We start from the raw sequence: 23,453 nt of genomic DNA, 5'->3' as shown, positions 1-23,453 counted from the left end.
CGTTCGATCGAGGAGTCGAAGTAGACGTGGCCGAGTCGGAAGAGAAGCTCCGGGCGTACCTCAAGCGAGCCGTCGCCGACGCTCGTGACGCGCATCGCCGCGTACGGGAGCTGGAGGACAAGGGCCGCGAACCCATCGCGATCGTGGGCATGGCCTGCCGGTTCCCCGGCGGGCTGGCGACCCCCGAACAGCTGTGGGGCTTCGTCGCGGACGGCGGCGACGCGATCGGGCCCTTCCCGGCCGATCGCGGCTGGGACCTCGACGCCCTCTACCATCCCGACCCCGACCACCCCGGCACCTCGTACGTCCGCGAGGGCGGATTCGTCCACGAAGCCGCCGACTTCGACGCCGACTTCTTCGGGATCTCGCCGCGCGAGGCCACCGCGATGGACCCGCAGCAGCGGCTGCTGCTCGAGACCTCCTGGGAGGCGTTCGAGCGCGGCGGCATCGACCCGACCTCGTTGCGCGGCAGCCGCACCGGCGTCTACACCGGGATCAACTGGCTGGACTACCCGACGGTCCTGGCCAGGACGGCCAAGGGCCGGGACGGCACGCTCGGCATGGCCAACGCGGCCAGCCTGCTCGCCGGCCGCATCGCGTACATCCTCGGCCTGGAGGGGCCGGCGGTGACGGTGGACACGGCGTGCTCCTCGGCACTGGTGGCACTGCACCTGGCGGTCAACGCGCTGCGCTCGGGTGAGTGCGACCTCGCGCTCGCCGGCGGCGCCACCGTCATGTGCACCCCGGAGACCTTCGTCAACTTCAGCCGCCAGCGCGGCGTTCCGCTCGACGGCCGGTGCAAGCCGTTCTCCGCCGCGGCCGACGGCTTCATCCCGGCCGACGGCGCGGGCCTGTTCGTGGTCGAGCGGCTGTCCGACGCCCGGCGCAAGGGGCACCCCGTACTCGCCGTGGTCCGGGGCAGCGCGGTCAACCAGGACGGCGCCTCGAACGGCCTCACCGCACCCAACGGGCCGTCCCAGGAACGCGTGATCCGGCAGGCGCTGGCGAGCGCAGGCCTGTCGACGGCCGACGTGGACGCGGTCGAGGCGCACGGGACCGGCACGGCGCTGGGTGACCCGATCGAGGCGCACGCGCTGCTGGCCACGTACGGGCAGGGCCGTCCGGCGGACCGTCCGCTCTGGCTGGGGTCGGTGAAGTCCAACATCGGCCACACCCAGGCGGCCGCCGGGGCCGCGGGCATCATGAAGATGGTCATGGCGCTGAGGCACGACCTGCTGCCGCGGACCCTGCACGTCGACGCGCCGTCGCCGCACATCGACTGGGACGCCGGGGACGTGCGGCTGCTGACCGAACCGGTCGCGTGGCCGCGTTCGGAGCGCCCGCGCCGCTTCGGGGTCTCGTCGTTCGGCGCGAGCGGCACCAACGCGCACGTGGTGCTGGAGGAGGCTCCCGAGGCCGAGTCCGAGGCCGAGTCCGTCGTCGCCGACGGTCCGGGTGGTGTGGTGCCGTGGGTGCTGTCGGCGCGGTCGGGTGCGGCGTTGCGGGCGCAGGCGGGGCGTTTGCGGGAGTGGGCGCTGGCGAATCCGGATGCCGATCCGGCTTCGGTGGCTCGGGAGTTGGCGGTCGGTCGGACGGTCTTCGATCACCGTGGAGTGGTGCGGGGTCGGGACGTCGGTGAACTTGCCTCTGGGCTGGCCGAGTTGTCGGTGGCCGAGGGTGCCTCCGGTGCGGCTTCGGCCGGCGGTCCGGTGTTCGTGTTCCCGGGGCAGGGGTCGCAGTGGGTGGGGATGGCGGCTGAACTGCTCGCCACCAGCCAGGTGTTCGCCGATGTGGTGGCGGAGTGTGCGGCGGTGATGGATCCGTTGACGGACTGGTCGTTGGTGGAGGTGCTGCGGGATCCGGCTGGGGCGTTGTTCGATCGGGTGGATGTGGTGCAGCCGGCGTTGTTCGCGGTGATGGTGGGTCTGGCGCGGTGGTGGGAGTCGGTGGGGGTCCGCCCTGCCGGGGTGGTCGGCCACTCGCAGGGTGAGATCGCGGCTGCGCATGTGGCGGGGTTTCTGTCGTTGGAGGACGCGGCGCGGATTGTGGTGTTGCGCAGCCGTGCGTTGCGGCGGGTGTCGTCGGTGGGTGGCGGGATGCTGTCGGTGGGCGTGGGTGCCGAGCGTGCTGAGGAACTGGTGGCCGGGGACGGTCGGTTGTCGTTGGCGGCGGTGAACGGGCCGACGAGTGTGGTGCTTTCGGGTGATGTGGAGGCGTTGGCGGAGGTGGTGGCCGCCTGTGAGGCGGAGAACGTCCGGGCCCGCATGATCCCGGTGGACTACGCGTCGCATTCGGCGCACATGGACGCGGTCCGTGAGGAGGTCGAGGCGTTGTCGGCGGCTGCGGTGCCGCGGCCGGGCCGGGTGGCGATGTACTCGACGGTGACGGGTGAAGTGGTCGCCGATCACGAGGTGTTGGGTGGTTCGTACTGGTTCGACAATCTGCGGGGCACCGTCCGGTTGGACACGGCGGTGCGTGCGGCGGTGGCGGACGGGCACACGGTGTTCGTGGAGTGCAGTCCGCACCCCGGGCTGGTCGTCCCGGTCGCCGATCTGCTGGAGGAGCGGGAAGTCCCCGGCGCCGCCGTCCTGGAGACCCTGCGCCGTGGTGAGGGCGGTCCGGAGCGGTTGCTGACGGCGCTGTCCGCCGCGTTCGTACGGGGCCTGGACGTCGACTGGACGGCCGTCCTGCCGCAGGGCACCGGCCGCCCCCTCGACCTGCCCACCTACGCCTTCCAGCACCGCCGCCACTGGGCCGAGGCCGAGCCGTCGGCCGAATCGGGCGCCGGCTGGGGCCAGTTCGCCGTCGACCACCCGGTGCTGGGCGCCGCCGTCGACCTGGCCGGCACGTCGGGGACGGTCTTCACCGGGCGCCTCGCCGTCCCCACCCATCCGTGGCTCGCGGACCACGCGGTGCTCGGCACGGTGATCGTCCCGGGGACGGCGTTCCTCGAACTGGCACTGCGGGCGGGCGGCGAGGTCGGCACTCCGGTGCTCGACGAACTGACCCTGCACACCCCGCTGGTGCTGTCCGACGCCGAGGGCGTCCGGATCCAGGTGACCGTGGAGGACCCGGACGATGCCGGGGCCCGGGTGATCGGCATCCACTCGCGTGCCGAGGACGCCGCCGCCGACCGGCCGTGGACCCGTCACGCGTCGGGCCTGCTCACGGTGGCCGCGGACGATGCGGACGATGCGGCGGCAGATGCGAACGGTGGTGCGGCAGCCGGGCAGTGGCCTCCGCCGGGCGCGGTGGCCGTGGACGCGGACGACGTCTACGAGCAGTCGGCGGCAGCCGGCTTCGACTACGGGCCGCTGTTCCAGGGGCTGCGACAGGTCTGGCGGCGCGGGGCCGAGCTGTTCGCGGAGGTCGAGCTCGCCGAGGAGGCGCTCGCCGACGCCGACCGCTTCGGACTCCACCCCGCCCTGCTGGACGCCGCGATGCACCCGATGCTGATCCGGGACGACGCGGCCGGTCCGGTCTCGGCCGGTCTGCCGTTCACCTGGACCGGCGTGCGGCTCGACGTGCGCCACGCCCGCGCCCTGCGGGTCCGCCTCCTGGCGGGCGAGGGGGGCGCGGTCTCGCTGCGGGCCCACGACGAGACGGGCCGGCCGGTGGTGGCCATCGACTCGGTGGTCGTCCGGCCGGTCTCCGCCGAGCAGCTGCGGTCGGCCGACGCCTTCGTCCGGGACTCGCTCTTCGACGTGCGGTGGGCGGAACGCGAAGCCACCGCGGACCTCGACACGGCTCCGGACGCGGTCACGGGCGCCGGGACGGACGCGGGCGGGACGGAAGCGCACACGGTGGCGTGGGCCGTCCTCGGAGCCTCCGACGACGCCGACCCGCTCGCCCTCCTCGGCGGAACCACGCCCGAGGCCCCCGAAGCCCCCGAAGCCCCTGAGGCCCCCGACACCGTCACCCCGCCGCCGTCGCCCGTCACCCTCCTCGTGCGGGTGGAGCCCGCCGAGGGCCCGGAGCACACCCGGGTGCACGCCACCACCGCGCGGGTCCTCGACCTCGTGCAGCGCTGGCTGGCCGACGAGTGGACCGCCGACGCACGGCTCGTGTTCGTGACCTCCCACGCGGTCGCGGCCGACGACGGCGACGAGATCCGCGACCTCGCCGCGTCCGCCGTCTGGGGCCTGGTGCGCTCCGCCCAGGCCGAGCACCCCGGCCGTTTCGTCCTGGTGGACACCGACTCCGCGTCCTCCGACGACACCGTCCTCGCCGCGGCGGCCTCCGGCGACGCCCAGACCGCCCTGCGGCGCGGGACGGCGCTGCTGCCCCGCCTGGCGCGCGCCGCGTCGCTGCCCGGCCCCGCCGGGGCGGGCACCGGAGTGCTGTCCGACCCCGAGGGCACGGTGCTGATCACCGGCGGCACCGGCACGCTCGGTGCCCTGCTGGCCCGTCACCTGGTCGTCGCGCGCGGCGCCCGCCGCCTGCTGCTCCTCAGCAGGCGCGGCGCCGACGCCCCGGGCTCGGCCGACCTGGTCGCGGAGCTGTCCGCACTCGGCGCGCACGTGACCGTGGCGGCCTGCGACGCGGCCGACCGCGAGGCCCTCGGCCGCGTGCTCGCGGCCGTCCCCGCCGCGCACCCGCTGACCGCCGTGGTCCACGCGGCCGGCGTCCTCGACGACGGGGTCGTCCAGGCCCTGACGCCGGAGCGGCTGGCGGCCGTGCTGCGCCCCAAGGTCGACGCCGCGTGGAACCTGCACGAGGCCACCCGCGAACTCGGCCTCGACGCCTTCGTGCTGTTCTCGTCGGCGGCCGGGGTCATCGGGAACCCCGGACAGGGCAACTACGCCGCCGCCAACGCCTTCCTCGACGCGCTCGCCCGGCACCGCCGGGCGCACGGCCTGGCCGCGACCTCGCTGGCCTGGGGCTGGTGGGCCGAGGGCAGCGAGATGACCGCCGGACTCGGGGCCGCGGACCGCCGGCGCATGACGCGCCTCGGTGTCCTGCCGCTCTCCGCCGAGCAGGGCTGCGCGCTGTTCGACGCCGCGGTCGACCGCGCCGAACCGATGCTCACCGCCGTGCGGATGGACGTCGCGGTGCTGCGCCGGGCCGGCGCGGACTCGGTGCCCGCGCTGCTGCGCGACCTCGCCCGCGTCCCGCGGCGGCGCGGTCGGGCCGCCGGTGCGGGCGCACGGTCGGGCGCGCTCGCCGGGCGGCTGGCGGGCCTGTCGGCCGCCGAGCGCCGGGCGCTGCTCGTCCGGACCGTGTGCACGCACGCGGCCGCCGTGCTCGGCCACGCGGGGGCGGACGGCATCGAGGAGGCCCGGGCGTTCCGGGACCTCGGGTTCGACTCGCTCACCGGACTCGAACTGCGCAACCGGCTGAGCGCCGCCGCCGGGCTGCGCCTGCCCGCGACCCTGGTCTTCGACTACCCGAGCCCGCTGCTGCTCGCCGGGTACCTGGACGAGCGGCTCGCGGAGGCCGGGGCCGACGGGCGGGCCGCGGCGGCCGTGTCGGCCCCGGCGTTCCCGACCGCGACCGGTGCGGTGCCGGCCGACGAGCCGATCGCGATCGTCGGCATGGGCTGCCGCCTCCCGGGCGGCGTCACCTCCCCGCAGCAGCTGTGGGACCTGGTGGCGGGCGGCGTGGACGCGCTCACCGACTTCCCGACCGACCGCGGCTGGGACACGGACCGGATCTTCGACCTCGACCCGTCGCGGCCGGGCAGCACCTACGTGCGGACCGGCGGCTTCGTCCCCGGCGCCGCCGACTTCGACCCCGCGTTCTTCGGGATCTCGCCGCGCGAGGCGCTGGCCATGGACCCGCAGCAGCGGCTGCTGCTCGAATCCTCGTGGGAGACGATCGAGCACGCGGGCATCGATCCGGAGTCGCTGCGCGGCAGCCGGACCGGCGTCTTCGCGGGGGCGATCTACTACGACTACGCGACCCGTCTGAACCGGGTGCCGGACGAGCTTGAGGGCTACCTCGGCAACGGCAACGTGGGGAGCGTCGCCTCGGGCCGGGTCGCGTACGCCCTGGGACTGGAGGGCCCGGCCGTCACGGTCGACACGGCGTGCTCCTCGTCGCTGGTCGCGCTGCACCTGGCCTGCCAGGCGCTCCGCGCGGGGGAGTGCGACCTGGCGCTCGCGGGTGGCGTCACCGTGATGTCGACGCCCGCCGTGTTCGTGGACTTCTCCCGGCAGCGCGGGCTGGCGGCGGACGGCCGCTGCAAGTCGTTCGCGGCGGCCGCGGACGGCACCGGGTGGGGCGAGGGCGTGGGCCTCGTCCTGGTCGAGCGGTTGTCGGACGCGGTGCGCAACGGTCACCGGGTGCTGGCCGTGGTGCGGGGCAGTGCGGTCAACCAGGACGGTGCGTCGAACGGACTGACGGCGCCGAACGGGCCGTCCCAGCAGCGGGTGATCCGCCAGGCGCTGAGCGGGGCCGGTCTCGCTGCGGCGGACGTGGACGCGGTGGAGGCGCACGGGACGGGCACCACGCTGGGCGACCCGATCGAGGCGCAGGCGCTGCTGGCCACCTATGGGCAGGGGCGTCGGGAGCCGCTGTGGCTGGGTTCGGTGAAGTCGAACATCGGTCACACCCAGGCGGCTGCGGGTGTGGCGGGTGTGATCAAGATGGTGATGGCGATGCGGCACGGTGTGCTGCCGCGGACGCTGCACGTGGACGCGCCGTCGCCGCATGTGGACTGGTCGGCGGGCCGGGTGGAGCTGCTGGCGGACGAGCAGGTCTGGCCCGAGCTGGACCGGCCGCGCCGGGCCGCGGTGTCCTCGTTCGGGATCAGCGGCACCAACGCGCACGTGATCCTGGAGCAGGCGCCGGTCCGGACCGGCGCCGAAGCGGAGGACGGTCCGGACGCGGGCCCGGACGGCGGCCGTCTGCTGCCCTGGGCGGTCTCGGCGCGCACCGCGACCGGACTGCGGGCCCAGGCGGCCCGCCTGCGGGACTGGGCGCTCACCCGCTCCGACCTCGAACCGGCCGACGTGGCGGCCGGGTTGGCCTCGGGCCGCGCGGCGATGGAGCACCGTGCCGTGGTGCTCGGCCGGGACGCCGCGGAGCTGACCGCCGCGCTGACGGCGGTCGCGGACGGCGAGGCCGATGCGGCGGACACGGTGTCCGGGTCCGTGGTGCGCGGCGGCGGCCGGACGGCCGTGCTGTTCACCGGGCAGGGTGGTCGGGTGCATGGGATCGGTCGTGAGTTGTATGAGGTGTTCCCGGTGTTCGCGGGGGCGGTGGATGAGGTGTGTGCGGCGTTCGTGGGGGTGGTGCCGTTCTCGGTGCGGGGGGTGTTGCTCGGTGAGGGGTCGGGGGAGGGGTCGGAGGATACGGCTGTGGCGCAGCCGGTGTTGTTCGCGTTCGAGGTGGGGTTGTGGCGGTTGTGGGGTTCGTGGGTGGGGGTGCCGGATGTGGTGGGGGGTCATTCGTTGGGTGGGATCGTGGCGGCGTTCGTGGCGGGGGTGTTCTCGTTGGAGGGTGCGGTCGCGGTGGTGGCGGCGCGTGCGCGGTTGATGGGTGGGCTTCCTGTGGGTGGGGCGATGTTGGCGGTGGGGGCGGGTGAGTCGCAGGTGGCGGCGTTGTTGGCGGGTGTGGGTGCGGGTGTGGGTGTGGTGGGGATCGCGGCGGTGAACGGGCCGGGGTCGGTGGTGGTGTCGGGTGAGGTGGGGGCGGTTGATGTGGTGGCGGGGTTGTGTGGGGGGCGGGGGTGGCGTTCGTCGCGTTTGAGGGTGTCGCATGCGTTTCATTCGGTGTTGATGGAGCCGGTGTTGGGGGGTTTGCGGGAGGTTTTGGGGGGTGTGGGGTTGTCGGTGCCGTCGGTGCCGTCGGTGGGGTTGGTGTCGGATGTGACGGGGCGGTTGGTGTCGGGGGAGGAGGTGTGTGATCCGGAGTACTGGGTGCGGCAGGTGCGGGATGCGGTGCGGTTCGGGGATGTGGTGGCCGCGGTGCGGGCGGAGGGTGTCGGTACGTTCGTGGAGTTGGGGCCGGATGCGGTGTTGACGGCGATGGTGGCGGAGTGCACGGCGGGTGAGGACGTGGCGGCCATCGCCACCCAGCGCCGCGACCGCGACCCGGTCCGGACTCTGCTGGGCGCCCTGGCACGGGTGTTCGTCCGCGGCGGTGCGGTGGACTGGCCCGCGCTGACCGGCGCCTTCACCGCCGGGGCACGCCACCGGGCGGGCGACCTGCCGACGTACGCCTTCGAGCGGCAGCGGTACTGGCTGGACGCGGGCACCGGCGCGGGTGATGCGGCCGGCCTCGGCCAGGGCGCGGTGGACCACCCGCTGCTGGGCGCGGTCGTCGGACTCGCCGACGGCCGCGGGGAGCTCCTCACCGGACGCCTGGCGCTCGACACCCACCCGTGGCTCGCGGACCACGCGGTGCTGGACACCGTGCTCGTCCCGGGGACGGCGTTCCTCGAACTCGCCCTGCACGCCGGCGGCCGCCTCGGCTGCCCGCGCGTCGAGGAACTGACGCTGGTGGCCCCGCTGGTGATCCCGGCGAGCGGGGGAGTGCAGGTCCAACTCGTCGTCGGTGCACCGGATGCGACGGGCGTCCGCACGATCGGCGTGCACGCCCGCCCCGAGCGCTCCGGCCACCCCGGCTCCGACGGCCAGCACGGCCAGCACGGCCCGCACGGTCCGGACGGTCCGGACGGCCAGGGCGGTCCGGGCCACCAGGACGGCCCGTGGACGCTGCACGCGACCGGGACGCTGACCCCCGACTTCCCGGACGCCCGGGACCCGCAGGACCCGCGGGACTCCCTCGCAACCCTCGCCGTGTGGCCGCCGGCCGGCGCGACGCCGGTCGAGGTCGACACCCTCTACGCGGACGCGGCCGACGCCGGAGTGCGCTACGGGCCGTCGTTCCACGGGGTCCGGGCGGCCTGGCGGCGCGGTGCCGAGGTCTTCGCCGAGATCGCCCTCCCGGAGGGCGCCGCCACAGCCGGCGGCCGCTTCGGTCTGCACCCGGCGCTGTTCGACGCGGCCCTGCACCCGCTGGGCCTGACCACGGCCGAGGAGGCCCCGGACGACGGGCTGCGGGCCGAGGACGCGGGGACGAGGGTCCGGTTGCCGTTCTCCTGGCGCGGTGTGCACCTGCACGCGGCCGGAGCCAGGGGGCTGCGCGTGCGCCTGCTGCCGCTGGGCGACGACACGATCGCCGTCACGGCCGCCGACGAGGCGGGTCTGCCCGTGGTCTCGGTCGAGTCGCTGGCGGTGCGTGCGCTGTCCCGCGAGCAGCTGCCGACGGCCGCGGCGCCCGCCGCCGAGTACCTGTTCGACCTCGCCTGGGTGCCGGTCGGCGGGGCCGACGGTGCTGCCGACGGCGACGCGGCGGCCGGGGAGGCCACCGGGACCGCCGACCCGTCGGCGGTGTGGGCGGTCGTGGGCGGCGCGGAGAGCACGGACCTGGCCGCCTTCGCGGCCCGGTCCGGCGCCGCGCGGTACGCCGACCTCGCCGCCCTGGCGGCGGCGGTCGACGCGGGGGCGCCCGCCCCCGACACCGTGTTGCTGGCACCGCGCCCGCTCCACGGATCCACCGGACCCGCCGGGCCCGCCGCATCCGCCGAACGGGCGGAGCGCGCGGAGCCCACCGACCCGGCCGCCGTGCACGCCGCCGCGCACGACGCGCTCGCCCTCGCCCAGGCCTGGCTCGCGGACGAGCGGTTCGCCGACGCCCGGCTCCTCGTGGCGACCCGGGGCGCGGTCGTCACCGGGAGCGGTGCCGACGCCGACGCCGACGCCAACGCCGTCACCGGCACCGTCACCGGCGAGGGCACCGTCACCGGCGAGGGCACCGGTGCCGGGGCGTCCGCCGGTCCGGCGGACCACGCGACCGCCGGGGTCCCCGACCTCGCCGCCGCCGCGGTGTGGGGCCTGCTGCGGGCCGTCCGCTCCGAACACCCCGACCGCTTCGCGCTCGTGGACCTCGACGCCGACGACCCGCAGCCCGCCGACGCCCGCCTCGACGCCCTCGCCGCCGCCGCGGGGCTGCCCGAGGCCGCCCTGCGCGGGACCGGCCTCCTGGTGCCCCGGCTCCGGAGGGCGCCCGCCGTCCCGCCCCGCCCGGCCACCGCCGCACCCGCCGACACCGCCGCACCCGCGGCCGTCGGCGGGCTCGGACTGGCCGACGGCGGCACCGTGCTCGTCACCGGCGGCACCGGGGCGCTGGGCGCCCTGGTCGCCCGGCACCTCGTCGCGGCGCACGGTGCCCGGCGGCTGCTCCTGGTGTCCCGAAGCGGGGCCGGGGCGGCCGGCGCCGACACCCTGCGGGCCGAACTGACCGAGGCCGGTACGCACGTCGGGTTCGCCGCCTGCGACGTCGCCGACCGCGCCGGACTGGCCGGGGTGCTGGCGGGGATCCCGGCCGAGCACCCGCTCACGGCGGTCGTGCACCTGGCGGCGGTCGTCGACGACGGACTCGTGTCGGCGCTGACCCCGGAACGGCTCGACCGGGTGCTGGGACCCAAGGCGGACGCCGCCCTGCACCTGCACGAGCTGACCGCCCGTCCCGCCGCCGGGACCGCCCCGGGCACCGCCCTCAAGGCGTTCGTGCTCTTCTCCTCGGCCGCCGGTCTGATCGGCAACCCGGGCCAGGCGGGCTACTCCGCCGCCAACGTCGTCCTCGACGCCCTCGCCCAGCGCCGCCGTGCGCTCGGCCTGCCGGCCGTCTCGCTCCAGTGGGGCCTGTGGGAGCAGGACAGCGCACTGACCGCCGGGCTCGGCGCCGCCGACCGGCAGCGGATGGCCCGGACCGGCGTCGCCCCGCTCTCCGCCGAGCTGGGCCTCGCCCTGCTGGACGCGGCGCTGGCCCGCCCCGAGGCCGTGCTGACCCCGGTCCGGCTCGACCCGGCCCGGCTCGGCGGCGGTGACGAGCTGCCGCCCGTCCTGGGCGACCTGCTGCCCGCGCACCGCCGGGCGGGCGCAGGCCGGGGCCCGGAGAGCGGGCGCGCCCTGCTCCGCCGCCTGTCCGCGGCCCCCGCGGCCGAGCAGGAGCGGGTGCTCGTCGACCTCGTCCGTACCCACGCGGCCGCGGTCCTCGGCCATCGGGGCGGCGGTTCGATCGACCCGGACCGCGCGTTCAGCGAGCTGGGACTCGACTCGCTCGCCGCGCTCGAACTGCGCAACCGGCTGAACGGCGCGGTCGGCCTGCGGCTGCCCGCGACGGTGCTCTTCGACCACCCGTCGGCGAACGCCCTCGGCCGGCACCTGCGCGCCGGACTGCTCGACGTGCCGGAGCGGCGGCCGCGGGCCGCCGCCGTGCGGGCGAAGGCGTCGGACGAGCCGATCGCCATCGTGGCCGTCAGCTGCCGCTACCCCGGAGGGGTGACCGGCCCGGAGGACCTCTGGCGGCTCGTGCGGGACCGCACCGACGCCATCGCCGCGTTCCCCGACAACCGGGGCTGGGACGTCGCGAACCTGTTCCACCCGGATCCGGACCACGCCGGCACCTCGTACGTCCGCGAGGGCGGCTTCCTGTACGACGCGGACCGGTTCGACCCGGCCTTCTTCGGGATCTCGCCGCGCGAGGCGCTCGCCATGGACCCGCAGCAGCGCCTGCTGCTGGAGGCCTCCTGGGAGGCGGCGGAACGCGCGGGCATCGACCCGAAGTCCCTGCGCGGCAGCCGCACGGGCGTGTTCGCGGGCCTGATGTACGCGGACTACGCCTCCCGGCTGACCACCGCGCCCGAGGGCGTGGACGGCTACCTCGGCAACGGCAGCGCGGGCAGCATCGCCTCGGGCCGGGTCGCCTACACGCTGGGCCTGGAGGGTCCGGCGGTGACGGTCGACACCGCCTGCTCCTCCTCCCTGGTGGCGCTGCACCTGGCCGCCCAGGCGCTGCGCCAGGGCGAGTGCGACCTCGCCCTGGCCGGGGGCGTGACCGTGATGTCCAGCCCGGCGACCTTCGTCGAGTTCTCCCGCCAGCGCGGGCTGGCCCCCGACGGGCGCTGCAAGTCCTTCGCGGCCGGTGCCGACGGCACCGCCTGGTCCGAGGGCGTCGGCCTGCTCCTCGTCGAGCGGCTGTCGGACGCGCGGCGCCACGGGCACCCCGTGCTCGCCGTGGTCCGGGGCAGCGCCGTCAACCAGGACGGCGCGAGCAACGGCCTGTCGGCCCCCAACGGCCTCGCCCAGGAACGGGTGATCCGCGACGCGCTCGCCCAGGCCGGGCTCGGCCCGGCGGACGTCGACGCGGTGGAGGCGCACGGCACGGGCACCCCGCTGGGCGACCCGATCGAGGCGCACGCGCTGCTCGCCACGTACGGGGCCGAGCGCGCGGGCGGGCGGCCGCTCCGGCTGGGGTCGGTGAAGTCGAACATCGGCCACACCCAGGCCGCGGCGGGCGTCGCCGGCGTGATCAAGATGATCATGGCGATGCGGCACGCCGAACTGCCCGCCACCCTGCACGTGGACGAGCCCTCGCCGCACGTCGACTGGTCGGCGGGTGCGGTGGAGCTGCTGGCCGAGCCGGCGCCGTGGCCCGACGCCGGCCGGCCGCGCCGCGCCGGGGTGTCCTCGTTCGGCGTCAGCGGCACCAACGCCCACGTCATCCTCGAACAGGGCGACCCGGCCGGGCCGCCGGTGGACGCGGACGCGGACCGCACCGGTCCGGCGCCCGCGGACCGGGCCCCGGCGGTGGACGGCTCCGCGACCGCGCCCGCCGCCGACCGGCCGGAGGCCGCCGACCCCGCCGCCGCCCGGCCGACCGCGCTCGCCTGGCCGGTCTCCGGCGCCACCCCCGCCGCCCTGCGGGCGCAGGCCGACCGGCTGCGCGCCCACCTGGCGGAGCACCCCGGCCTGCACGCCGCCGACATCGCCCACGCCCTCGCCACCACCCGGTCCGCGTTCGACCACCGGGCCGTCCTCGTCACCGCCGATCTCGCCGAACTCCTCGCCGGACTCGACGCGTTGGGCTCCGGATCGGCGCACCCCGCGCTGGTCACCGGCGCCCCCGGGCAGCCAGGCCGGACGGCGTTCGTGTTCGGCGGGCAGGGTTCGCAGTGGACCGGCATGGGTGCCCGCCTCCTCGACGAGTCCCCGGTCTTCGCCGAGTACATCCGGGCGTGCGACGCCGCGCTCGCGCCGCACACCGACTGGTCGCTGCTCGACGTGCTGCGGCAGCGGCCCGGCGCCCCCTCGCTCGACCGGGTCGACGTCGTCCAGCCGGCCCTGTTCGCCGTCATGGTGTCGGTGGCCGCGATGTGGCGGGCCCTGGGCGTCGAACCGGCCGCCGTGGTGGGCCACTCGCAGGGCGAGATCGCCGCGGCCCACGTGGCCGGCGCGCTCACCCTGGCGGAGGCGGCGCGGATCGTCGCGCTCCGCAGCCGGGCGCTGCGCGCGATCGCGGGCGGCGGCATGATGTCGCTCGCCGCCCCGGCCGAGCACGCCGCACGGCTGATCGCGGGGTGGCCCGGGCGGCTGGGTGTCGCGGCCGTCAACGGCCCCGACGCCGTGGTGGTCTCCGGGGACGCCGACGCGCTCGACGAGCTGCGCGCCCGGTGCGAGGCGGACGGCGTCCGCGCCCGCCGCCTCCCGGTCGACTACGCGGCGCACTCCGCCGCCGTGGAGGCCGTCCGCGGGGAGCTCCTCGACGCCATCGGCGACATCGGCCCGGCGGCCACCCCGGCGGTCGCGTTCTACTCGACGGTCACCGGCGAACCGGTGGACGGCACGGAACTCGACGCCGACTACTGGTACCGGAACCTGCGCGGGACCGTCGAGTTCGAGCAGGCCACCCGGTCGCTGCTGCGCGACGGGTACACGGTGCTGGTCGAGACCAGCCCGCACCCGGTGATGGCCCCCGCCGTCGAGCAGACCGCGCAGGGGCCCGCGCCGGACGCGCCGACCGCGCCGGACGCGCCGGAGGCGCCGGACGTGCTGGTCGTCGGCTCGCTCCAGCGCGACGCCGACACCCTCGGCCGCTTCCTCGCGGCGGCCGCGAGCCTGTACGTCCGCGGGGTCCCGGTCGACTGGTCGGCGCTGGCCGCGGGCCGCGCCCCGCAGCGCCTCGACCTGCCCACCTACGCGTTCCAGCGCGAGCGCTACTGGCTGGAGGCAGGGCCGGGCGCGGCGAACGCCGAGGGGCTCGGCCTGCGCTCGGCCGACCACCCGCTGCTCGGCGCCGCCCTCGCGCCCGCCGAGGGCGACCGGCACATCCTCACCGGCCGGGTCTCGCTGCACACCCACCCGTGGCTCGCCGACCACGCCGTCCTCGGCACGGTCCTGCTGCCCGGCACGGCGTTCGTCGAACTCGCCCTCCAGGCGGGCGACCTGGCGGACTGCGCGGTGGTCGAGGAACTCACCCTGGAGGCGCCGCTGACCCTGGAGGCCCGGGGCGCCGTCCAGCTCCAGGTCCTCCTCGACGGTCCGGACCCGCACGGCCGCCGCGCGCTCACCGTCCACTCCCGCCCGGACACCGCCGCGGCCGGGGCGTGGACCCGTCACGCGAGCGGGGTCCTGGCCCCCGCACGCCCGGAGGAGGAGCCCCGGCCCGGCGCGGCCGGGGTCTGGCCGCCGGCCGGCGCCGAGCCGCTGGACACCGACGGCCTCTACGAGCGGCTGGACGCGGCCGGCTACGGCTACGGGCCGCTGTTCCGCGCGGTGCGCGCCGCCTGGCGCCACGGGGACGAGGTGCTCGCCGAGGTGGCCCTCGCCGGGGACGGCGCCGACGCCGCCCGGTTCGCGCTCCACCCCGCCCTGCTCGACGCCGCCCTGCACACCGCCGGCGCGCTCGACGGCGGCACCGTTGGCACCGGCGCCGACGGTGCCGCGCGCCCGGGCGCCGGGCTCGGGCTGCCGTTCGCCTGGACGGGCGTGCGCCTGCACGCCGTCGGCGCCCGGGCGCTGCGCGTCCGGCTCACCCGCAGCGGCCCGGACGCCGTCTCGCTGGCCCTGAGCGACCCGACCGGCGCACCCGTCGCCACCGTCGAGTCCCTGGTCTCCCGGCCCGTGTCGGCCGAGGCGCTCGCACCCGCCCGGAGCGACGCGGCCGACGACCTGTTCCACCTGGACTGGCCCACCCTCGCGCTGCCGGAGGACCGCCCGCTCGGCAGCTGGGCGGTGGTCGGGCCCGACGAGCTCGGCGCCGTCGCCGCCCTGCGCACCGCGGGCGCGCCCGTGGCCGCGCTGCCCGGCCTCGCCGCGCTCGACCCCGCCGACCCGCTCCCCGACGTGGTCGCGATCACCTGCGCCCACCTCGCCGACGGCCCCGGCGACGGCCACGCGGCCGACGGCCACCACCCCGCCGAGGCCGCGCACGCCGCGACCCGCCGGGTGCTCGACCTGCTCCGGACCTGGCTCGGCACCGAACGGTTCGCCACCACCCCGCTGGTGGTGCTCACCCGGGGCGCCGTGCCCGGCCCGCACGGCGAGGCCGTGCACGACCTCGCCGCCGCCGCCGTCTGGGGCCTGGTCCGCTCGGCCCAGACCGAGAACCCCGGCCGGATCGTGCTCGCCGACCTCGACGGCCACCCCGCCACGTTCGCCGCCCTGGGCGCCGCCCTCGCCGCCGGCGAACCCCAACTCGCCGCCCGGGCAGGCACCTTCGCGGCGCCCCGGCTCGCCCGCACCACCCCGGACAGCCGGCTGTCCGCGCCCGCCGGCACCGGGGCGTGGCGCCTCGACCTGCTCGGCACCGGGACGATCGACGGCCTCACCCTCGCCCCGAACCCGGACGGCGCCCGGCCGCTCGGCCCCGGCGAGGTCCGGGTCGCGATGCGGGCCGCCGGACTCAACTTCCGGGACGTCGTGGTCGCCCTCGGGATGGTCACCGACACCCGGCCGCCCGGCGGCGAAGGAGCCGGTGTGGTGCTCGAAGTCGGCTCCGGCGTCCACGACCTGGCCCCCGGCGACCGCGTCATGGGCCTGTTCTCGGGCGGCACCGGCCCGCTCGCCGTCGCCGACCGCCGACTGCTCGCACCGGTGCCCGACGGCTGGACCTACCCGCAGGCCGCCTCCGTCCCGGTGGTGTTCCTCACCGCCTACTACGGCCTGGTCGACCTCGCCGGAGTGCGGCCCGGCGAATCGCTGCTCGTCCACGCCGCCACCGGCGGCGTCGGCATGGCCGCCGTCCAACTGGCCCGGCACTGGGACCTGGACGTCCACGGCACCGCCTCACCCGGCAAGTGGCCCACCCTGCGGGCCCAGGGCCTCGACGACCGGCGGATCGCCTCCTCGCGGGACCTCGGCTTCGAGGAGCGGTTCCGCGGGGCCCGCGGCGGGCGCGGCTTCGACATCGTCCTCAACTCCCTCGCGCACGCCTACGTCGACGCCTCACTGCGCCTGCTCGGCCCCGGCGGCCGGTTCCTGGAGATGGGCAAGACCGACATCCGCGACCGCGAGGAGGTGACCGGCGCGCACCCCGGCACCGACTACCGCGCGTTCGACCTCATGGACGCCGGAGCCGACCGCATCCAGGAGATGCTGGCCGAACTCGGCGCCCTGTTCGCCGACGGCTCCCTGCAGCCGCTGCCCGTCACCACCTGGGACGTCCGCGACGCCGCCGCGGCCTTCCGCCACCTCGGCCAGGCCCGGCACACCGGCAAGATCGTGCTGACCCTGCCGCCCACCGTCGCCGGCCCCGCCGCCGACCCCGAGGGCACCGTCCTGATCACCGGCGGCACCGGCACCCTCGGTGCCCTGCTCGCCCGGCGGCTCGTCACGGAACACGGCGCCCGCCACCTGCTGCTCACCAGCCGGCGCGGCCCGGACACCGAGGGCGCGGCCGAACTCGCCGCCGAACTCGCCGCCCTGGGCGCCGACGTCCGGATCGAGGCCTGCGACGCCGCCGACCGGACGGCACTCGCCGCCCTGCTCGCCTCCGTACCGGACGCGCACCCGCTCACCGCCGTCGTCCACGCGGCCGGGGCGATCGACGACGCCGCCCTCCACGCGCTCACCCCCGAACAGCTCGGTCGGGTGCTCCGCCCGAAGGCCGACGCCGCGTGGAACCTGCACGACCTCACCCGCGACCTCGACCTCGCCGAGTTCGTGCTGTTCTCCTCGATGGCCGGCACCTTCGGCGGCGCCGGACAGGCCAACTACGCCGCCGCCAACGCCTTCCTCGACGCCCTCGCCCACCACCGCCGGGCCCGCGGCCTGGCCGCCACCTCACTCGCCTGGGGCCTCTGGGCCCAGGCCAGCGGCATGACCGGCCACCTCGACCGCGCCGACCTCGACCGCATCGCCCGCACCGGCGTCAGCGCCCTGGAGAGCGACCACGCGCTCGCCCTCTACGACACCGCGCGCACCGCCGACCGGCCGACCGTGGTCCCCGCCCGGCTGGACCTCGACGCACTGCGCGGCCCGGGCGAGGTGCCCGCGCTGCTCCGCGACCTGGTCCGCCCCCGGCCGCGCCGGGCGGCGGCCGGCCCCGACCCGGACGCGGCGTCCTTCGCCCAGCGGCTCGCCCGGCTCTCCGAGGACCGGCGCCGGCAGACCCTGTCGGTCCTCGTCCGGCAGGAGACCGCGGCCGTCCTCGGCCACGGCACCCCCGAGGCGATCGGCCGCACCCGCCCGTTCAAGGCCCTCGGCTTCGACTCGCTCACCGCGGTCGAACTGCGCAACCGGATCGCCGCCGCGACCGGACTCCGGCTCCCCGTCACCCTGGTCTTCGACCACCCGACCCCCGACGCGCTCGCCGAGCACATCGGCGCCGAACTGCTCGGCCTGCCCGCCGCCGCCCCGGGCGCCGCACTCCCCGCGGCGGGCACCCCCGGCACCGACGACGACCCCGTCGTGATCGTCGGAACCGGCTGCCGCTACCCCGGCGGCGTCGCCGACGAGCACGACCTGTGGCGCCTGCTGGCCGAAGGCGGCGACGCCGTCACGCCCTTCCCCCACGACCGGGGCTGGAACCTCGACACCCTCTACGACCCCGACCCGGACCGGGCCGGCAAGTCCTACGTGCGCGAAGGCGGCTTCCTCGACGACGCCGTCCGCTTCGACGCCGAGTTCTTCGGGATCTCCCCGCGCGAGGCCGCCGCGATGGACCCCCAGCAGCGGGTGCTGCTGGAGACCGCGTGGGAGACCCTCGAACACGCCGGGATCGACCCCACCTCGCTGCGCGGGAGCAGCACCGGCGTCTTCGTCGGCGCGATGGCCGCGGACTACCACACCGGCACCTCCGGGGCGCTCGCCGAGGGCCAGGAGGGCTACCTGCTCACCGGCACCGCGACCAGCGTGATCAGCGGCCGCGTCTCCTACGTGCTCGGGCTCGAAGGGCCCGCGGTGACGGTCGACACCGCCTGCTCCTCCTCGCTGGTCGCGCTGCACCTCGCGGCGAACGCGCTGCGCTCCGGGGAGTGCGACCTCGCGCTCGCCGGCGGCGTCGCGGTGCTGACCTCCCCGCAGGCGTTCGTCGAGTTCAGCCGCCAGCGCGGCCTCTCCGCCGACGGCCGCTGCAAGCCGTTCGCGTCGGCCGCCGACGGCACCGGGTGGGGCGAGGGCGTCGGGCTGGTGCTCGTCGAGAGGCTCTCCGACGCCCGCCGCCGCGGCCACCGGGTGCTCGCGGTCGTCCGCGGCTCCGCGGTCAACCAGGACGGCGCCTCCAACGGGCTCACCGCCCCCAACGGCCCCTCCCAGCAGCGGGTGATCCGGCAGGCGCTGGCCAATGCGCGGCTCACCCCCGCGGACGTCGACGCCGTCGAGGCGCACGGCACCGGGACCAGGCTCGGCGACCCGATCGAGGCCCAGGCGCTGCTCACCACCTACGGGCGCGAGCACACCGCCGAGAACCCGCTCTGGCTCGGGTCGATCAAGTCCAACATCGGCCACACGCAGTCCGCCGCCGGGATCGCCGGCGTGCTCAAGATGGTGCTCGCCATGCGCCACGGCGAACTGCCGCCGACGCTGCACGTCGACGAGCCGACCCCGCACGTGGACTGGACGGCGGGGCACGTCGCCCTGGTCACCGAGCGCCGGCCGTGGCCCGAGCTGGACCGGCCGCGCCGGGCGGGCGTCTCCTCCTTCGGGGTCAGCGGCACCAACGCGCACGTCATCCTCGAACAGGCGCCCGCCGAGGCCCCGGCCGGCCTGCCGGACACCCCGGGCGGCCCCACGACGCCGGAGGCCGCGGTGCCGGACGGCGCCGCGGAGCGGGCCCGCGGTGTGGCCGGGGTCGTCCCCTGGCCGCTGTCGGCCCGCACCGCCGAGGCGCTGCACGCCCAGGCCGCCCGCCTGCACGCCTGGGCCCTGCGGCACCCGGAGGCCGACCCCGCCGACGTGGCCTGGTCGCTGGCGACCGGCCGCGCCGTCTTCGACCACCGCGCGGTGGTGCGCGGGCGCGACACCGCGGACCTGCTCGCCGCCCTGGCCGAACTCGCCGACGGCGGGGGAGCGCCCACGGGAGCGGTGTCCTCCGGCCCGGGCCCCGTCTTCGTCTTCCCCGGCCAGGGCTCGCAGTGGCTCGGCATGGCGGCCGGACTCCTGGAGGCCAGCCCGGTGTTCGCCGGGGCCGTGGCGGAGTGCGCGGCGGCGATCGACCCGCTGGTCGCGGCCGAGGGCTGGTCGCTGCTCGACGTGCTGCGCGGCACCGACGAGGCGACGGCCGCGACGCTCGCCCGGGTCGAGGTGCTGCACCCGGTGCTGTTCGCCGTGATGGTCGGACTCGCCCGGTGGTGGGAGTCGTGCGGGGTGCGGCCGGCGGCCGTGATCGGCCACTCCCAGGGCGAGGCCGCCGCCGCGTACGTCGCCGGACTGCTCTCCCTGGAGGACGCCGCCCGGGTCGCCGTGATGCGGGTCCGGGCCGTGCAGGCGGTCGACGCCTGCCGCGGCGGGCTGCTCGCGGTGGCCGTGACGGCCGAACGCGCCCGCGAACTGATCGCCGGGGCGGGCGCCGGTGACGCGGTGTCGGTCGGCGCCGTCAACAGCCCGGCCAACGTCGTGCTCTCCGGGGACACCGCGGCGCTCACCGCGATCATGGAGCGCTGCGAGGCCGAATCCGTCCGGGCCCGCTGGGTGCCCGCCGCGTACGCCTCGCACGGGCCGCAGATGGACGCCGCCCGCGAGGAGGTCACCCGGCTGCTGGCGGACCTGCGGCCGCTGCCGGGCCGGATCCCGATGTACTCGACCGTCACCGGTGCGGCCGTCGACGAGCCGACCCCGCTCGACGCCGCCTACTGGTTCGAGAACATGCGCCGCACCGTCCGCTTCGAGACCGCGATCGGCGCGGCCGCCGCCGACGGCCACGACGCCTTCGTCGAGTGCAGCCCGCACCCCGGCCTGGTGGTGCCGCTCGGCGACACCCTCGACGACCTCGGTGTCACCGGGGCCGTCCTGGGGACCCTGCGGCGCGACGACGGCGGCCCGGAGCGGCTGGCCACCGCGCTCGCCGACGCCTTCGGGCGCGGTCTGCCGGTCGACTGGGCGGGGCTGGTCCGCCGCGACGGCACCACCCGGGTCGACCTGCCGACCTACGCCTTCCAGCGCCGCCGCCACTGGGTCGACGCGGTCGGCACGGCCGCCGCCGGGGGCGGCGGCGCGGGCTGGGGGCAGTTCGCGGTCGAGCACCCGGTCCTGGGCGCCGGCGTCGACCTGGCCGACGGCTCCGGGACGCTGTTCACCGGACGGCTGTCGACCACCTCCCACCCCTGGCTGGCCGACCACAGCGCGCTCGGCGCGGCCGTCGTCCCGGGCACGCTGCTGGTGGACCTCGCGCTCCGGGCCGGCGGCGAGGCCGGCTGCCCGGTGGTCGAGGACCTCACCGTCCACACCCCGCTGGTGCTGCCCGAGACGGTCGGCGTGCGGCTCCAGGTCACCCTGGCCGGGCCCGACGGCGCCGGGGCCCGCGCCCTCACCGTCCACTCGCGGCCCGAGGACGCGCCCGCGGACGCACCGTGGACCAGGCACGCCTCCGGCACCGTCGCCCCCGGCTCCCACCGTCCGACGGGCCGGCCGGAGCAGTGGCCGCCGATCGGCGCCACCCCGGTGTCCGTCGCCGACGCCTACGAGCGCCTCACCCGCTCGGGCCTGCGGCTCGGCCCCGCCTTCCAGGGGATGCGGGCCGCCTGGCGGCGCGGTGAGGAGCTCTTCGCCGAACTCGCCCACGGCGGCGACGGCCAGGACACCGCCCGGCTCGACCTGCACCCGGCGCTGCTCGAACCCGCCGTGTACGGACTCGCACCGGAGCGGGCGGGGGACGGGCCGCGGCCCGAGCCCGGCCACGTCCGGCTGGTGTCCGCCTGGCGCGGCGTCACCGTCGTCCCCGGGCCGCTGCCGGCCGCGCGGGTGACCCTGCGGGTGACGGACGCCGACACCCTCTCGGTCGGGCTCGCAGACGAGACCGGCCGGTCGGTCGGGGCCGTGGAGGCGGTCGGGCTGCGCGCGTGGTCGGCGCGGGAGCTGCGCGCGGCGGGCGGCGAACGGCCCGTGCTGACCCGGCTGGAGTGGGTCCAGGCGCCCGCGCCGTCGTCGCCGTCGCGCGGCGCGGCCGGTCGGAACGGGGGCGGCTGGGCCGTCCTGGGCCGGTCCGACGCGCTGGCCCGGGCGACCGGGGCGGTCGTCCACCCGGACTGGTCCGGCCTGGCCGCCGCGGTCGACGCGGGTGCGCCGGTGCCCGACCGGATCGCGCTGGCCGTGCCCGCCACCCCGGACGGCGACCGGGCCCCGGACGCGGTGCGCGCCTCGGTGCGGGCCGTGCTCGCGGCCCTGCGCGACCACGCGGCGGACCCGCGGTTCGCCGCCACCCGCCTGGTGGTGGTCACCGGCGGTGCCGTGCTCGCCGAACTCGGCGACCGCGTCACCGATCCCGGGGCAGCCGCCCTGTGGGGACTCGTCCGCGCGGCCCGGTCCGCGCACCCGGCGGGGACCGTCCTCGCCGACCTCGACGACCACGAGGCCTCCCCGGAGGCGCTCGCGGCGGCGGTGGCGACCCTCGCGGACGCCGCCGCGGACGGGGAGGCGGCGGAGCCGGGGGCGGCGGACGCGGGAGGGGCCGAGTTCGCGGTGCGCGGCGGCCGGCTGCTCCTCCCGGTGCTGAGCCGGGTCCCGGCGGCCGAGGCCGCCGACCCGCCCTTCCCGGTGGACGGCACGGTGCTGGTGACGGGAGCCGAGGAACGCCTCGGCGCCACGACGGCCCGGCACCTGGTGACCGCGCACGGCGTCCGCCGGCTGGTGCTGGCGAGCCGTCACGGGGCGTCCACCCCGGGGGTGACGGAGCTGGCGGCCGAGCTGTTCGCGCTCGGCGCGGCGGTCGAGGTGACCGTCTGCGACAGCGCCGACCGGGGCGCGCTGGCCAGGGTGCTCGCGGCCGTCCCGGCGGAACACCCGCTGCGGGCCGTCGTGCACGCGGCCGGCACGCCGACGGCGGTCACGGAGGGCGCCGCGGACGCGGACCCGGACGCGGCGGCGGAGCCGGTGGAATCGGATCCGGAGGCGGCGCTGCGCCGGGCGGTGGACGGCGCGTGGCACCTGCACGAGCTGACCCGCGGCCTCGGCCTCTCCGCGTTCGTCCTGCACGCCTCGGCGGCCGGTCTGACCGGCGGAGGCGCCCGGGCGGAGCACGCCGCGGGCGCGGCCTTCCTCGACGCGCTGGCCCAGCACCGGCGGGCCCAGGGGCTCCCGGGCCTCTCGCTGGCCTGGGGCCCGTGGGCCGGGCCGGACGCCGCGGCGTCCGGCGACGGCGACGTCCCCGTCACCGGTGGTGAGGACGGCCGCGAAGGCGGGAGCGGGGCGGGCACCCACCCGGAGACCCCCGGGAGCGCCCGCCACGGCGGGTTGCTGACGCTCACCGAGGACCAGGCACTGGCCCTGCTCGACGAGGCGCTGACCCGCCCCGAGGCCGCCCTGGCCCCGGTCCGCGCCGACACCGCGGCCGTGCGCCGCGGCGACCGGGGCGTGTCGCCGCTGCTGGGCGGGCTGGTCGCCGGGGCCCGGCGCGGCGGGGGCGCGGACGGCGCGGCCGAGCCCGCCCCGGTGCTCCTCGAACGCCTCCTGGGCCTGCCGGACGACGAGCAGGAGCGGGCGCTGGTCGACCTGGTGCGGTCCTGCGCCGCCTCGATCCTCGGCCACGCCGACCCCGAGGAGATCGACCCCGGGACGGCGTTCAAGGACCTGGGCTTCGACTCCCTCACCGCCCTCGCCGTCCGCAACCGGCTGAAGACCGCGACCGGGCTCCCGCTGCCCGCCACGCTGATCTTCAGTCACCCCAACGCGGCCGCCCTCGCCCGCCACCTGCAGGCCCGGCTGCGCCGGGAGCACACCGTCTCGTGGGACTCCGTGCTCGGCGAGATCGACCGGATCGAGGCGATGCTCGCCCTGCTCGACGACCAGGACCGGGCCAAGGCCGCGGAGCGGCTCCGGGAGCTGGCCGAGCGCCGCGCGGACGACCGGACCGATCCCGAAGTCCCGCCCGCGGAGGAGAAGTTCGGGTCGGCCACGGACGAGGACCTGTTCGACTTCATCGACCAGGGCACCGACCGCTGACCGGCCGACCGCTGACCGGCCGACCGGCCGACCGGCCGCCTGACCGACCGACCTTCCGACCACCGCCGA

The 23,453-nt window shown here is 77.3% G+C and carries 1 protein-coding gene; it reads left to right on the top strand.

Going from position 1 to position 23,453, the window contains the following annotated elements; translation table 11 throughout:
• The first annotated feature begins 26 nt into the window (after positions 1-26).
• A complete protein-coding gene (locus tag OG550_RS03805) occupies positions 27-23,384 on the top strand; it encodes an SDR family NAD(P)-dependent oxidoreductase (protein ID WP_327674477.1) in 23,358 nt (7,785 codons plus the stop codon).
• Positions 23,385-23,453: the final 69 nt, after the last annotated feature.

Source organism: Kitasatospora sp. NBC_00458 (assembly GCF_036013975.1).
Taxonomy (GTDB): Bacteria; Actinomycetota; Actinomycetes; order Streptomycetales; family Streptomycetaceae; genus Kitasatospora.
The sequence above is the reverse complement of the archived record's forward strand: the minus strand, read 5'-3'. Positions and strand labels throughout refer to the sequence as shown.